Raw genomic sequence first — 14,954 nt, forward strand, 5'->3', positions numbered from 1 at the left:
GCTGTGGCTGTGGCTGTGGCTGTGGCTGTGGCTGTGGCTGTGGCTGTGGCTGTGGCTGTGGCTGTGGCTGTGGCTGTAAAGCATTCTTTAGGGCTTTGATGTCATTTTTTATCTCAGAAGAAATATGATGGCTAGTAGTTGATGAGTGATGGCTACTAGTTAAGTTTTTTTTTTGGAAGGCTATTAGTCTAAGTATGGCCATTGTTACACCAGTCTCAAAGCTAGGAGCTAGAGATATATCTTTTTTAGCAGTAATTGTAAGTTGGTATAAAAAATGTGCTTGTTCAACAGAAATTTTATCAAGAATCTTATTAACAATATCTATATCAATATCATTAATCGCATCTAGAGACTGTGTGAAACTATAAATACAACAAGCAAACCATATCTCAGCGATTCTATCTAGCACAGCATCAGCATTACTTTCTGTAAGAGTTAAATTTTTTACAGCAGGTAACACCGCACTTGGGTTATTTTCGATAATAGCTTCGATAATATTATAGACTTCCTCACTATCTATAATCCCAAGCATTTGTTTGATTTGAGTTTGCTTAAGTTCACCACTACAAAAGCTTATGGCTTGATCAAGTAAACTTAGAGCATCTCTAAGGCTACCTTTTGCATGGTATGCGATATAGTCTAGTGATTGTTCATCAGAGCTTATATTTTCTTTATTAAGAACTACTTTTAGCTGATCCTTGATATCTGATTGTGAGATATGCTTTAGATGTAGTTGAATACAACGTGAAAGTATTGTGACGGGTATTTTATGATAATCTGTGGTTGCCAATATAAACTTGACATATTCAGGAGGCTCTTCTAATGTTTTCAGTAAAGCGTTAAAGCTCTGTTTGGATAACATGTGAACTTCATCTATCAGATATACTTTATAGCGACCTTGAGAGGGCATGTATTGGATATTATCTAGAATCTCTTTTGTCTCTTCGACTCCAGTACGTGATGCAGCATCAATCTCAATCAAATCTATAAAACTATTATTATTAATCGCCAGACAGTTTTCACACTTATTACATGGCTCTGCTGTAACACCAGTTTTACAATTTAGACATTTTGCTAGTAATCTACCAAGTGTTGTTTTGCCTACACCACGAGTGCCTGTAAATAAATAGGCATGATGGACTTTTTGTGTTTCCAGAGCATGTACTAGACTATTAAGCGCATGCCGTTGTCCTGCAACTTCTGAGAATGATTGTGGTCTATATTTACGAGCTAACGCTTGATATGACATCTGTAAATTTTTTATTAGAAATCTTATAATAAATGATAACAAACTTAAGCCAAAAGAATAAGAGAGTATTTAAATAACTTTCAATACTCTTTGTTTGTAAAATTCAGCACAAAAATATAAAATCTATACACAAAATTTAACCAATAAATATCAATAAAATGGAATCTATAAATTATAAGATTGTATTAAAAGATCTAACGGCCCGTATTGAATCTTTACGGGACTATCTTTGACTATGATGTTAAAAAAGAAAAGCTAACAGAAGTTTTGATGGAGCTAGAAGATGGCTCAATTTGGGATAATCCAGAGTATGCACAAAACTTGGGCAGACAAAAAGTAGAGCTTGAGAATGTTGTACATAATTGTGAGTATATTTCAGAAACTCTAGAAACTTTGACAGAGCTACTAGAGCTTGCTGAAGAAGATGAATCTTTGATGCAAGAAATTGCTAAAGATACTCAAGATGTCACAGCTGAAATTGAGAAACTAGAGTTTCGTAGAATGTTTTCAGGTCAGATGGATCCTAATAACGCCTTTTTGGATATTCAATCAGGTTCAGGTGGTACAGAAGCACAGGATTGGGCAGAGATGCTAATGCGTATGTATATGCGTTGGGCAGATAGTCATGGCTTCAAGGTAACCGTTGATGATGTATCAGATGGTGATGTCGCAGGTATCAAAGGATGTACTCTAAAAATAGAAGGCGAATATGCTTATGGCTGGCTGAGAACTGAGACAGGGATTCATCGATTAGTGAGAAAATCGCCATTTGACTCAAATAGCAAGCGTCATACATCTTTTGCATCAGTTTTTATATCACCTGAAGTTGATGATGATATTGATATAGAAATTAACCCATCAGATCTGCGTGTTGACACATATAGAGCATCAGGAGCTGGTGGACAGCATGTCAACAAAACTGATTCTGCAGTGAGAATAACTCACATTCCTACAAACATAGTTGTACAAAGTCAAAGCGATAGATCACAGCATAAAAACCGTGATAGTGCAATGAAACAGCTTAAGTCAAAACTGTATGAGATGGAGCTACAAAAACGTAATGCTGAAAAGAATGCTCTTGAAGACTCAAAAGCTGATATAGGTTGGGGTAGTCAGATTCGCTCGTATGTGCTGGATCAATCTCGAATCAAAGATTTAAGAACGGGTGTTGAGAATACAAATACTCAAGCAGTTTTAGATGGTGATTTAGATAAGTTTATTGAGGCTAGCTTGAAAAGTGGGTTATAATAATTAGTTCTTATGAATAAGAATTAGCTACTTACTGCGTAAGTTTTAGCGATATGCTTTTTTATGGCAGAAAAGTATGCACAACTACCTAGCACTTGCTACTGCTTATTTGCATTATCATTAGCAAAAGCTAACCATAAAAGTGTAAAAAATATAGGGTGAAAAAATGAGTAGTAAATTAAAAGATTTAATAAAAAATTCGATTAAAGAATATTTAGATGCAAATGAGATAACAGTAAAAGATGCTGTTAGAGGTAAGATTAGAGAGCAGATTAGCGAGTCTCTTGATCAAGTGGGTGAAATAAATGATGATGTTGTAGAGCAAATAAAAACTCTTGTTAAAAAGCATATAACAGATATGCAAGAAAACTCACAAATAACATTAAGAAAAGAAAAATTACAAACACTAGCTGAACAAAATAAAGGTATTAGTCATCCAAATAGCTTTAGGAGAAATGTTGTTGCTCATGCTTTACAAAATCAATATGCACAATATTCAAAACAAGAACTTGAGGAGCTTGAGGATAAAAAGCAATACAATATCACAGGTAGGGTAGTTCTTCGTCGTGTGATGGGTAAGGCTTCTTTTATTACGTTACAGGATTATTCAGGTAGAATACAGGTTTATCTAAAAAAGAGTGATTTACCAGAAGGGCAATATGAAACTTTTAAGAATCTATGTGATTTAGGTGATATTGTTGGTATCACTGGGACTATGTTTAAAACTAATACAGGTGAGCTTTCTGTAGAGGCTAGTCACTTTGAGATTTTGACAAAAGCTATCAGACCTTTACCTGATAAGTTCCACGGATTAGCAGATCAAGAGATGAGATATCGTCAAAGATATGTTGATTTAATCACAAATGAAAAAGCTCGTGAAGTTTTTAAAGTTCGTTCAAAAGTTGTCAGCTTTATCCGTAACTATTTTGATAAATTGGATTTTATGGAAGTAGAGACTCCTATGATGCATGTTTTACAAGGTGGTGCAGCGGCTAAGCCATTTAAAACACATCATAACGCTTTGGATATGCCATTATACTTGCGTATAGCTCCGGAGCTTTATCTAAAAAGACTAGTTGTTGGTGGCTTTGAGAGAGTGTATGAGATAAACCGTAACTTCAGAAATGAGGGCGTATCTTCACGTCATAATCCAGAATTTACAATGCTAGAGTTCTATATGGCGTATGCTGATTATAATGATCTTATGGATCTAACAGAGGATATGCTATCTAAGCTTGTACAAGAGGTTATAGGTAGTGAAATACTTGAGTATGGTGAATATAAGATTAACTTTGGTGGTAAGTATGAGCGTATTTCAATGGTTGATTCAATCGTCAAATATAATGATGATATTACCAAAGAAGATTTAGCAACATTTGAATCTGCAAAAGTTTTTGCTGAGAAGTTGAAGATAAAAGTAGAAGCTTATCACGAGCTTGGTCACCTAATAAATGAAATATTTGAAGAAACTGTTGAGCATCAACTGATTCAGCCAACATTTATAACAGATTATCCAGCTGTAGTTTCACCTCTAGCACGTAGACAAGATGGTAATCCTGAGTTTACTGATAGATTTGAATTCTTTGTTGGTGCACGTGAGATTGCTAATGGTTTCTCTGAGCTAAATGATGCTGAAGATCAGGCAGAACGTTTCAGAAAGCAGGTTGAAGCAGCGGCATCTGGTGATGATGAAGCTATGCCTTATGACAAAGACTATATCCGTGCTCTAGAGTATGGTATGCCTCCTACAGCAGGGCAGGGTATCGGTATTGATAGACTAGTAATGTATCTTACAAATTCGCAATCTATCAGAGATGTAATACTATTTCCTCACATGAAGCCAGAGTAAAAAGTGTCTAAAAAAGCTTATTAAAATCTTTATTTGAAAATATCTATAATCTAGATATTGATCCTGAAAAATTTATTCAAAAATTTGTACGCTTAGATCTATAAGCAAGTTGTCGATGGTGATGAGATTGATTACGAAGGCTTTATTAAACATTTCAAAAAACAACGTGGAGTTGTTGAAAGTGTTAGATTTGAGTTTATCTACTAGTTTGTCTATTTAGTAGAAGAGGGTGATATGGTAACCTCTTTGCATAGAATATATGCCAGTATGAAACTAGATAATCGTAAACTAATAGAGCTGTTGTTGCTGCTTTCTTTAAGTTTGATGAAGATATGTTAGTTTTTTATGATGAGCGTACTAGAATAATCCAAAGCAAGCCTAAGGATGAGGATTTAGGGCGTAGAAAGTAAAATATTTAGAATAGAAGATGTTAGCTAGTGATCATCATCATAGCTGGCTTTATGAGATTTACCTTCGATAAATGAAGTAAACGCAATTAGTAATGCTGATACCACAAATACTAAGTGGATAGCTGCTGACCATGCTAAGTCTCTGTCAGATGAATGAGATACTTCTAGGAACTTCTTTAAAAGAGAAATAGAGGATATACCTATGATAGAGCCAGCAATCTTTAATTTAACTGCATTTGGAGATAACTTTTTAATCCAAACAGGTTGACCACCACCTTTTTTATCAAGGTTCATTTTACTTACGAAGTTCTCATAACCACTTATAACTACGATGACTACAAGGTTTGCTACTAGTACGACATCACATAGTGTCAGAGCTAATATAATAAGCTGATCTTCATCAATACTGCTATAAGCAGTGAATAAATGGTGAAGTTCATGATATATCTCATAGATAAAGCCAAATAAAACTAGCGATAAAAGCAAATAGATTGGTGCTTGAAGCCAACGAATCCCAAATATAAACATTTCTATTACTGATAGTATTTTATTTATGAATCTATTCATGAGCTGAATCCTTATTTAGAGGTTTTAAATTAATTATTCCGTAAGTAAAGATATATTAGACAAAACTTAAAAGCAACTAGCAACTATCAAATAATATGATAAGTAATATAAGTAAATATGATATGAAAAATTAAGTATCTGATTATGAAGAGACTTTTTCTAATAACCTTACTATATGAGAATGGTTATTAGCTTTGGCATCCTCAAGAGGAGTTTTACCCCATCTATCTTTTGCATCAGGATCAGCACCTTTGCGTATAAGGTATTTGACTACTTCTTCATGGCCTTCTGCTGATGCTAAGTGTAGAGCGGTTCTTTTGTCGTAGTCTCCTTTACTAATATCTACACCCAACGCTACAGCTCTTTTGATTTCTGATAAGTCACCATTGCTCGCTGCCCAAATTAGTTCAAGAGTTAGATTTGAATCTATAGTTCCTCTACCTTCAACCGGATTGATTTTATCGCAATGAGCAATATGATCATAGTTGTGAAAACTAAATTTTTCTACTAATCTTTTACTAAACTCAACTCCTCTGACAGAGTTATGATTATTATCTAAACGTGGAGAAAAAATCGCGAATCCTCCAACATTAGGTATAGCTATAGCTAGTGCTCCTGAGACACCGGATTTAGCTGGTAATCCAACTGAGAATGCATATTCACCAGAAAAATCATACATTCCGCATGAATACATCATTGATAAGCAGTTACGAATCGTTGTTGGAGAGAATATTTTCTTGTGTGTGAAAGGACATATACCTCCATTGGCAATTGAGCTCATGATCTTTGACATTTTTTTCGCATTTACTTGTATAGAACATGTTTGGAAATAAAAATCCAGCGAAGTGTCAATATTTGTATTCTGTGGAAATGCTCCGACCTCTTTCATAAAGTATGCTAAGGCATAGTTTCTGTTAGCTGTTTCTTTTTCAGAATGATACACAGCGTTATCAAAACCTATAGTTTCACCACCAGCTAGATTCTCCCAAACATTAGTTATATATTCAAATCTATCAGCAAGGTTCCACTCTGGTTTAATCAATGAGCACATCATTATTGCACCAGAGTTTATCATCGGGTTGTGAGGGCGGTCATATTTGTTTAGTGCTATTGCATTAAACGTAATACCACTAGGTTCTCTACCAACATGCTTATGAACCTTATCTTCGCCATTCTCCTCTGTTGCGATACAATATGTGATAGGCTTAGCTGTTGATTGAACACAATATGGATGTTCAAAGTCACCAAGTGTAATCATCTGACCATCTACACTACAAAAAGCAACAGCAAAAAGTTCGGAGTCTACTCTTGCTAATTGAGGAATATATGTAGCATTTTTGCCAGTATTATTTTTTTTAGTTTCTTCAAATATTTGTTCAATCTCTTTACGGAAATCTTTAAAATTTGGAATTGTAAATCCTTTGTTGACAGATTTCTCAATTATACCACTACTATCAGAAGTTATTTCTTTGAATTTTTTAAAGTCAATTTTGTCTATAATAGTTAATTTATCTAACTCAGCTCTTAACTTCTTAGTGCGTGGATCATCATTAGTTATACCGGCATCATCTAGAATAGCTATGATGTCGAACTTGGTTAAAAAACCATCATTGTTACAGATAGCATTGAAAATATTTTTATAATACTCATCACCAGAAGATCTAGTTCTAATTGGTTTATTTTTCATTTAGAGGATTTAATCTAGAATTACGTAGATTGTATTTTACCGAAAAAAAGAAAGATTTGATATAAAGATAATATTAGTTAATAGCGGCATTTGCTAGAGCCATAGCAACTACATAAGGATCTGCATTTGCACCAGGTCTTCTATCTTCAAGGTAACCATAACCTTTAAGTGCAACAGGTCTAGGAATTCTAATAGAACATCCTCTATCAGCGTCGCCGACACTGAAAGTGTTCATGTCAGAAGTCTCTAACTTGCCTGTTAATCTTTCATGAAGATTGTAACCATAGTTCAAGATATCTTTTTTATGATTTTCCTCTAATGAAGCACATATTTTCTTAATAGCGTCTCTTCCTGTCTCAGGGTTTCTTGTTTTGCTTGTAGAGAAGTTAGTGTGAAGACCTGCACCATTCCAATCACCTTTAATAGGTTTGTTGTCGAAAGATATATCTATACCGTACTCTTCACCTAGTCTTTCTAGAAGCCATCTTGCTAAGTGAGTATGATCAGATATGTTTAGTATCCCAGCATCTTCACCTTCAACACCTCTGTAGCCGATTTGGAATTCCCACTGTCCAGGCATAACCTCTGCATTTATACCATAAAACAGTATTCCAGCATCTAAACAAGCTTGCATATGAGCTTCTACCAAATCACGACCGTAGGTTTTGCTATTTCCAGCACTACAATAATAAGGGCCCTGTGGACCTGGGAATCCTGTAGTAGGCCATCCAAGTGGTCTACCATCTTTGAACATTGTATACTCCTGTTCAAATCCCGCCCACATATCTTGGCAGTCAGCGCTCGCTAAGAGAGCTCTTAATTTAGCTCTATTGTTTGTTGCATGTGGAGTCTCTCCGTCTGGGTTATAAACTTCACACATAACAAGATATCCACATTCTCTTAATGGATCGATTACAAAATTGATAGGCTTTAGAATACAGTCTGAATTATCACCTGTAGCTTGATTCGTAGAAGAACCATCAAAGCTCCATTCAGGAAAGTCATCAGCAGTCTCAAAATCTTTAAATGGTAAAACTCTTCCTTTAGACCTAAGTCCAGGTACAGGATCTGAACCATCAATCCATATATATTCAGCGGTCACTACTTTCATATCTTTACTTATATTCCTTAACATTGATTGATTAATCCTGATTAATGATATCAATTGTCTAAAAAAAGTAAATAATACTTATAGCTTCGCAATAAAAAATCTCAAAACTGAGTTAGAAAACTTCAAAGACTATTTCATTAAGCAAGAGCTTAATATTGCCTTTTTCTGCGCCTTTAATATATAAATCAGTCTGTAGGCATTTCTCAAGACCTATTGATATTTTTTCAGCACTAATCTTATTTGCTAAACTGATATAGAATTTCTGTTTTGAAGGCCAGATATTATTGTCTTTAAATATCTTTTGGTGATATGTTTGTTGTGTATTTTTGAGCTGTGAGATTATTCTTAATTCTCTTTTGATAGCCCATAGCACTAGAGGAGGTTTGTCATTTTCAATTAGAATACTATTGAGAATTTTTAGCGCTTTAGTTTTTTGTTGAGAGAGAAGGGCTTCAGAAAGATCAAATACATCAAAGTTCGCATGTTCATGTATAAATGGACGAATTGTGTTTTCATCATAAGTTTGAGTACTTTGGCGTGATAATAGCTTGATAATTTGTTTAGAAGCAATGAGATTTCCCTCTGTTTTTTGGACTAGTAGCTGAATTGCTGGTTTAGTCAGAGTTAGTCCAAGTTGTTTAGCTTCATAGTCTATTATGTTTATAGCGTTATCAGTATTAGGGTCGAATATTCTGATATGTATAGCTCGATGCTCTAAACTTTGGAACCATTTAGCTGAGAGGTTTTGTTTTTTCATACCACTGAAAACTAGCAAGTAAATATTATCATCTTCATTTGTTAATTTATCAGCTAATGCTTGCTGGAGTTTTTTCTGAGGAGGTTTATCGAAGTTGAATTGAATAAGTTTATCCATAGCAAATAGGCTTAAGCTATCAACCTCACCATACAACACGTCTAAGTTTTGCTCATTTAAATCGTGGTATGAAATCTCATAGTTTTTTGCTTTAAACTGATCTATGATTTTTTCTATAATATTATGCTTCTGTAACGGTTCATCACCTGTGATTATGAAAAGCTTATATTCTGTTAAATCATTTTTTTTGAGTAGATCAAAATAACTTAGTTGCATAATATTAAAAAAGTTTAATTATAGTTGGATATCATATTTAGTTTACTATACTGATTAATAGATAAAAAACTAAAAGGGCACAATATGAAAAAAATATTATCAATAACTTTTGTTTTGCTTACAGTGCTACTAATAGGCTGTGTAACAAAGCCGGATAATATTAAGCCAGTTGAGAATTTTCAAGCACAAAAGTATCTAGGTAAATGGTATGAGATAGCTAGATTTGATAATAGTTTTGAGAAGGATATGATAGAAGTATATGCTGAGTATAGCCTAAATCCAGATGGTTCGATAAAAGTTGTAAATAGTGGTGTTACTCCAGCGACTGGTGATAGAAGTTATGCAACGGGTATCGCTAAATTTGTAGATGGAGATGACCAAGGATATCTTAAAGTATCATTCTTTAGACCATTTTATGGCGCTTATGTAGTATTTAAACTTGATGATTATAAGTATGCGTATGTCGCAGGAGCAAATGAAAATTACTTATGGCTACTATCTAGAACCAAAACTGTACCACCAAGCGTTAAAGATGATTTTATCAAAAAAGCTAAATCACTAGGTTTTGATACTAATAATCTAGTATGGGTTAAGCAATAGTTATTCTCAAAACAAGTAGTCTTTATAAAATTTTTACTCCCTCATTTTAAATGTTGGGTCTTGAGAAATGTTGAGCTAAAAGTATCCATTTTGTTATTTTTGTTGAAGTGATATTGCCATTGTCTTGGATCTAATGATTTTTGACAAGCTAAAGTTATCTAGACCATTGATTTATATGAATTAGCGATAGATTAATCCCTATCTGGATGGTAGTATTCTGACTACTAATTATTAAACGGTTATAAAATATAATGAGAATAAAGATTTTTTGTCTAATATTTCTGTCTATCCTGTTTGGTCAGAGCTATGCGTCATGTATAACTGCAAGTCAAGAAGCTAACTTTTCTTATGGTGTAGTCATTGCTAAAGTTGATGAGGGGTATGAGCCTAATTTAACTAATATGAGTATTACTCCTAAAAGTATAGGAAATGATACTCCTTTTGGGAATGCTCAACAGATACAATATGATGATAGTTTTGGTTTCATGAGCGGGCATTGGGAAACGACAAAATGGGGTAGGGGAGAGAACCTAATAGATAAGGATGGTAATAAAATAGCTGGATTATTGCTTTGGCGTGATTGGGGAAGTAACAACGCTAATGTAATTATTAATAACGGTCAGAGATTGAATTTGCAGTTAGCTTGTATAAATATGGATTTTTCATATTACGATTATGGTGAGAGTAGCCTTTTCAAGATTAAAGATGTTGAGTTGATATCATCTACAGGTAATGGTGAAGTAGCTCAACCAGGTGCGAGTTGGCAGGTTGCATTAGAGTATATAGATAATGATGCTATAGCGATTAATAATAATGCAAAATATGTGCTACTAGCAACAGGAGTGTATGCATATAACAGCTCTGATAACTCATATACTCCTATCACAGCAATAGCTGATCCGACGCCAATTAATAATATTACAAATTATTTTATGGCACAGAAGCCTATGACAGCTACCGTTGGGCATGTTGGAAGTAATAATGTTTTTATTCCTGATGGTGAGCCACAAGCATATCTTAATTTGGCAGATGCAATGAAGGTTATGCCTGTATTAAAAGTTCAGGATATTGGTATAGAACTTCCAAGTGGTTATAGTCTACAGAAAGCAGAGGGTTTATCTGATGTACAAGATGTTACAAATTATGATGTTCCTGTGGATTCTTCTAAAAAATGGGCGATAGGTGGTGAGATTATATCTCCAAATAATATGGTTGCGGGGACTGTAATCATCACAAATGAATCAGCAGATAGTTTGGATCATCAAGAAACAATATCAAATAGTAATATTACTCTAAATTGGAATGTTAATTCAGGATTTAAATTTTCTCCAATACTCATAAAAAAAGAGAATAGCTCTTTACAAAATCCTGGCTATGATGTTCATATTGATATAGATAACATAGCTAATACTAATGATAAAGTTAAGACAGTTAAGCTTAATTTTTTAAGTGAGGAAGGGGTTAAACTACCTATTGTTGTAGATCCGATATTTGGGATGGATATATCAGCATATACTTCCGAAGGCTATACAATTCCAGAATCTGAATATGGGTGGGGCGTAGGTGGAGATTTTGCCATATTAGGTGATGATATTGGGACGATTGTTCTTGCATCATCTAATTGGCAAAATGGAATTATTGAAGCGCAACAAAATAATAAAGTGCCAGTGGGAGGAGAGTGGCTTGATAATTTGATTGTGTCTTACACTCTAGCAGATAACTTTGACTATAATTTTACTGCTGTAAATGATGAAGATGGAGTATTGTTAATAAATGTTCAAATGACTTCGCAAGAGTCATTTGGTTTAGATACTGTGAAAAATCTCACTTTGAACTTTACCGAGAATGGTCCAATATGTATACAAAGCATAAATTTAAAGAATGCTTCGATAGTTGGTACTCCTACATACGTTACATCTACTGATGGTAACCATACTAAGTGTATTCAAAGTGTTAGCTTGAATGTTACTAATGTCGGCCAGCCATGGAGTGTTAGTGGGAATGTTGATATTAATACTAATGTCATTTTGTATGTGCCTAATAGTAGTATGGTAGACTATGGGAACTTGGTAAGTTTTGATTATTCTCCTTTTGGTAGTGATATGACAAAATCTTTTGAAATATCAAGTACCGATTTAGCAGCATCAAATAAGACTAGCCAACGACTACAATTTGATCAAATTGAATTATATTATAATCCTATTGAATTAATCTATGGAGAAGAGGTACATTCTTTTTTGAGAGATATGAATCTGTATTATCAATATAATGCTAAATTTAATTGGGTTATTGATGAGTTGCTAGAAAATGGGGCATTAAGTATATCTCTTAAGGAGATTTCAAAATCTCCAGTATCATAATTGTGATAACAAATTAATGTTTTAATTATTATTTTTTAAAGGTATGAAATGAAAAAATTTTTAATTACGTGTTTTATTTTTGGTATTTTTTGTTCGGCATTTTCAGAACCGCGAGACAGATACACAGAGTTGACATATAATGGTCAAAAAACAGGAACTAATACCAATGCAATTAGTTTAGCACAAGAGAAGTTGTTTTCTGATGCAGAGATGCAGATTATAGATGATGTGTTCACTGTTAAGGATGCGTACAGCGGGATAAGTCCTATTATAAAAGATGGGATATCTGGAATTTCATTTACATCATCAGCGAATATTGCGGCTTTGGCAACAGGTTTAACTAAAATAATATTACAAAATACAGGTGGTTGGAATAATACATCTGCAACTATAACGGATGATGTTGGTGATAGTCTTATGTTAGTGACAACCTTCAGTAACCCATTTTTTTTCAGTGTAGCTTCTTTATATGATTTAAGTACTTTGATACCAACTATAGATTCTCTGACTATCAGCTATATGATAATACCACCGAATGATACCGTTATTAGTGTTTCTGGGTATTCTGGGGTATCTATGACAGATTCACAGCAAATAAAACTAACAAAGGATACAGCTGCTGGAGTAAGTAATCCATCGCCAGATAAATGGGCTATGGGGAATAAAATAAATGATGCAAAAGGCAATAATATTGGAGGATTTATATTATGGAGCAACTTTGCCTTTGATGATGATACATTAGAATTCGTGAATGCTAAAACAACGGCTAGAGCAGCGTTAAACATACCTTCAGCATTTACGGTTGATCTGTCTTATGCAAATGCAGATAACAGTGACACTGACTATAGAATTCAAAATATTTCAATCTTGCAATATAATAAAAATGAAATCAAATATATAATTAGTTTAGGTTATAAGAGTAATGATCAGGTTGCAGCTCTAGCTGGTGGTGAGTGGGTCGTGACGCCAACTGGTTTATATTTACTAAATCTAAAAACAGATTCTCTTGCTTCAGCGTTAGATGTACCTGGGTTTAATCCAGTAGGTGAGTTTGTTGTTCATGCTTATGATCCGGAAACAAAAACTATAGCGACAGAAGAAGATGTATATTCAAGCTATGAGCAAGTAATGCAGAATCTTCCTGTTATAAAAACTACAGATTATGATATAAATAAAATAGGTTTTAATGTTATTGGTATAGATGGGGATTCTGTCAAGTTTCGTGTTGCCCCTTCAAGGATTACAAATTTACCTGCAGTTAGTGAATATTCTATCTCTAAGGGTAATAGTCAAGCTTTTGGGGGAGATCTTTTTTCTGCAGATAATAGCAAAATTGGAACTGTGGTGGTTTATGCTTCAGGAGAGAATAGTCAGTCGATACTCCCAACAAATATTAATGATGAAGGTGTCAAGAATCTTATTATAACGCAGAAAAATTTTTATAGTCAAACTATTAATAATGGGGATAATGCGGTAGCAATAAATGTAGCATATACGCCAGCAGAGGGTTATGATTTTAATATTGCTAAAAGTCCTGAAGGTGTTAAAGATCAGGAAGCAACTCTGGACTTACAATTAACCAAAACACCAGCATCTACTGTAGATAAAATAATTAAAAATGTAAAAGTCAATTTTTATGATCGCCACACAGGTACGTTATTGAGTCCACAGATTGAGCCAATAGCATTACCGAATCCTCAAGCAAGATTAGGTAGTGGATTTATTACCTCTGTAGAAAACTGTTATAACCCAATACCTTCTACAGTTGATGCTACAAATATAGAACCAACATTAGTATATACAACACCTCCAAAATCTCCATATCGTTGGGCTTTTGGAGGACAGGTTTATATGGATAATAACTATATAGGGACTATGTTGGTTACAAATGGAGGTGTTGGAAATAAATTTAGCCAATTAGATAATATTTATGAGGTAATGGTTGGAGATAGCAAAATTATAATTTACTGGAATAATGCGTCAGTAAGTAGTAAAAAAATAAGTAGAATTATGTATGCAGGCTTTGATGGTGGTACTTTAATTCTTAATGCAGTTGTTACTACAGCACAGCCATCAGTTGAAAATAACAGTAATACCTCTAAAACTGTAAATATAGCAGTAAATAATAAATATACTATTGATAGTGTTATTAATTCTATAAAGACATCTGCCGGGAAGTCTTTGAAGGATGTTGAGGTTGTAAATATAAAAGAAGATGCTAATAAACTATACGCTACTTTAAAATTATATTTTGATGATATTGATGACAGTGAAGTTATGCAAGAATTTACAACAATTAAAAATACGTTAGAGAATGATTTTGATTCTTTTGGATGCCAGCTTATAAGTGATGTAGGAAATGGTGTCTCTTATCTAGAAAATTGGATATAAAAACAATGATTATCTAGTCTATTGCTAAATAGTTATTAAGACTATTTATTGAAAAGGCAGTTGAGTTGATCTAAGGACTTTCTCATGTCTTTTAATCTTGAGTATTTTTAGAAAAATCTGACTTTAATATTCTTATTTTATGTTTCATATTAATCTATGAATAGATATATCTTAGTTAAGCCATTTGACAGCTTTTAAAGCATTAAAACATATAGCTTTTAATAGGGCTTGAGCATTTACTTTTACTGTATAAAAGTAACTAGCTCTAGCAAAGTTAAATTTTCTAACATTGTTTCTAATCTATGAGTCTCATAGACATCTGCTAACTTTATATGTATTGTTTGTATGAACTTAATTTACTTTTTCTTATCAAAACTGTCCTAACATAACTT

Annotated in this window: 10 protein-coding genes; 5 read left to right on the top strand and 5 right to left on the bottom strand. The window is 33.7% G+C overall.

Features of this window, described 5'->3' with window-relative positions; genetic code table 11:
• On the bottom strand, nt 1–1,249 hold a 1,249-nt coding region (gene dnaX, locus ACKTR7_RS09465; RefSeq protein WP_407878066.1), incomplete at its 3' end, for a DNA polymerase III subunit gamma/tau.
• A gap of 158 nt (nt 1,250–1,407) precedes the next feature.
• Here dnaX and prfB point away from each other — a divergent pair.
• Both prfB and lysS read left to right on the top strand, forming a co-directional pair.
• Nucleotides 1,408–2,497 (top strand): peptide chain release factor 2 gene (prfB, locus tag ACKTR7_RS09470; RefSeq protein ID WP_407878067.1). Its coding sequence is split into 2 segments (ribosomal slippage): nt 1,408–1,479 and nt 1,481–2,497, totalling 1,089 coding nucleotides; the frame shifts between segments, so codons are not numbered across the junction.
• 166 nt (nt 2,498–2,663) lie between these two features.
• Nucleotides 2,664–4,346: a lysine--tRNA ligase gene (gene lysS, locus ACKTR7_RS09475; protein WP_407878068.1), complete on the top strand. Its 1,683-nt coding sequence runs from the start codon at nt 2,664–2,666 to the stop codon at nt 4,344–4,346.
• 434 nt (nt 4,347–4,780) lie between these two features.
• Here lysS and ACKTR7_RS09480 read toward each other — a convergent pair whose 3' ends face one another.
• From ACKTR7_RS09480 to holA, 4 genes are all read right to left on the bottom strand, one after another.
• The gene (locus tag ACKTR7_RS09480; protein WP_407878069.1) at nt 4,781–5,323 is read right to left on the bottom strand and encodes a TIGR00645 family protein; all 543 of its coding nucleotides are present in this window, start codon (nt 5,321–5,323) and stop codon (nt 4,781–4,783) included.
• A gap of 142 nt (nt 5,324–5,465) precedes the next feature.
• Entirely contained in the window at nt 5,466–7,010 is a 1,545-nt protein-coding gene (glsA, locus tag ACKTR7_RS09485; protein ID WP_407878070.1) for a glutaminase A, read from the bottom strand.
• Between the two features lie 73 nt (nt 7,011–7,083).
• Nucleotides 7,084–8,121, bottom strand: a complete 1,038-nt coding sequence (locus ACKTR7_RS09490) for a glutamine synthetase beta-grasp domain-containing protein (protein WP_407878096.1) — start codon at nt 8,119–8,121, stop codon at nt 7,084–7,086.
• Nucleotides 8,122–8,233: 112 nt separating this feature from the next.
• On the bottom strand, nt 8,234–9,211 hold the full coding sequence (gene holA / locus ACKTR7_RS09495) for a DNA polymerase III subunit delta (RefSeq protein WP_407878071.1): 978 nt from the start codon (nt 9,209–9,211) through the stop codon (nt 8,234–8,236).
• 84 nt (nt 9,212–9,295) lie between these two features.
• Here holA and ACKTR7_RS09500 point away from each other — a divergent pair, with 84 nt between their 5' ends.
• The 3 genes from ACKTR7_RS09500 (at nt 9,296) to ACKTR7_RS09510 (ending at nt 14,562) form a co-directional block, all read left to right on the top strand.
• Complete coding sequence (locus tag ACKTR7_RS09500; protein WP_407878072.1) at nt 9,296–9,811, top strand: lipocalin family protein; 516 nt, start codon at nt 9,296–9,298, stop codon at nt 9,809–9,811.
• A 251-nt stretch (nt 9,812–10,062) separates the two neighbouring features.
• A complete protein-coding gene (locus tag ACKTR7_RS09505) occupies nt 10,063–12,171 on the top strand; it encodes a hypothetical protein (protein ID WP_407878073.1) in 2,109 nt (702 codons plus the stop codon).
• A 48-nt stretch (nt 12,172–12,219) separates the two neighbouring features.
• Entirely contained in the window at nt 12,220–14,562 is a 2,343-nt protein-coding gene (locus tag ACKTR7_RS09510; RefSeq protein WP_407878074.1) for a hypothetical protein, read from the top strand.
• The last annotated feature ends 392 nt before the right edge of the window (nt 14,563–14,954 follow it).

Source organism: Francisella sciaenopsi, from assembly GCF_045862875.1.
GTDB classification, from domain to species: domain Bacteria; phylum Pseudomonadota; class Gammaproteobacteria; order Francisellales; family Francisellaceae; genus Francisella; species Francisella sciaenopsi.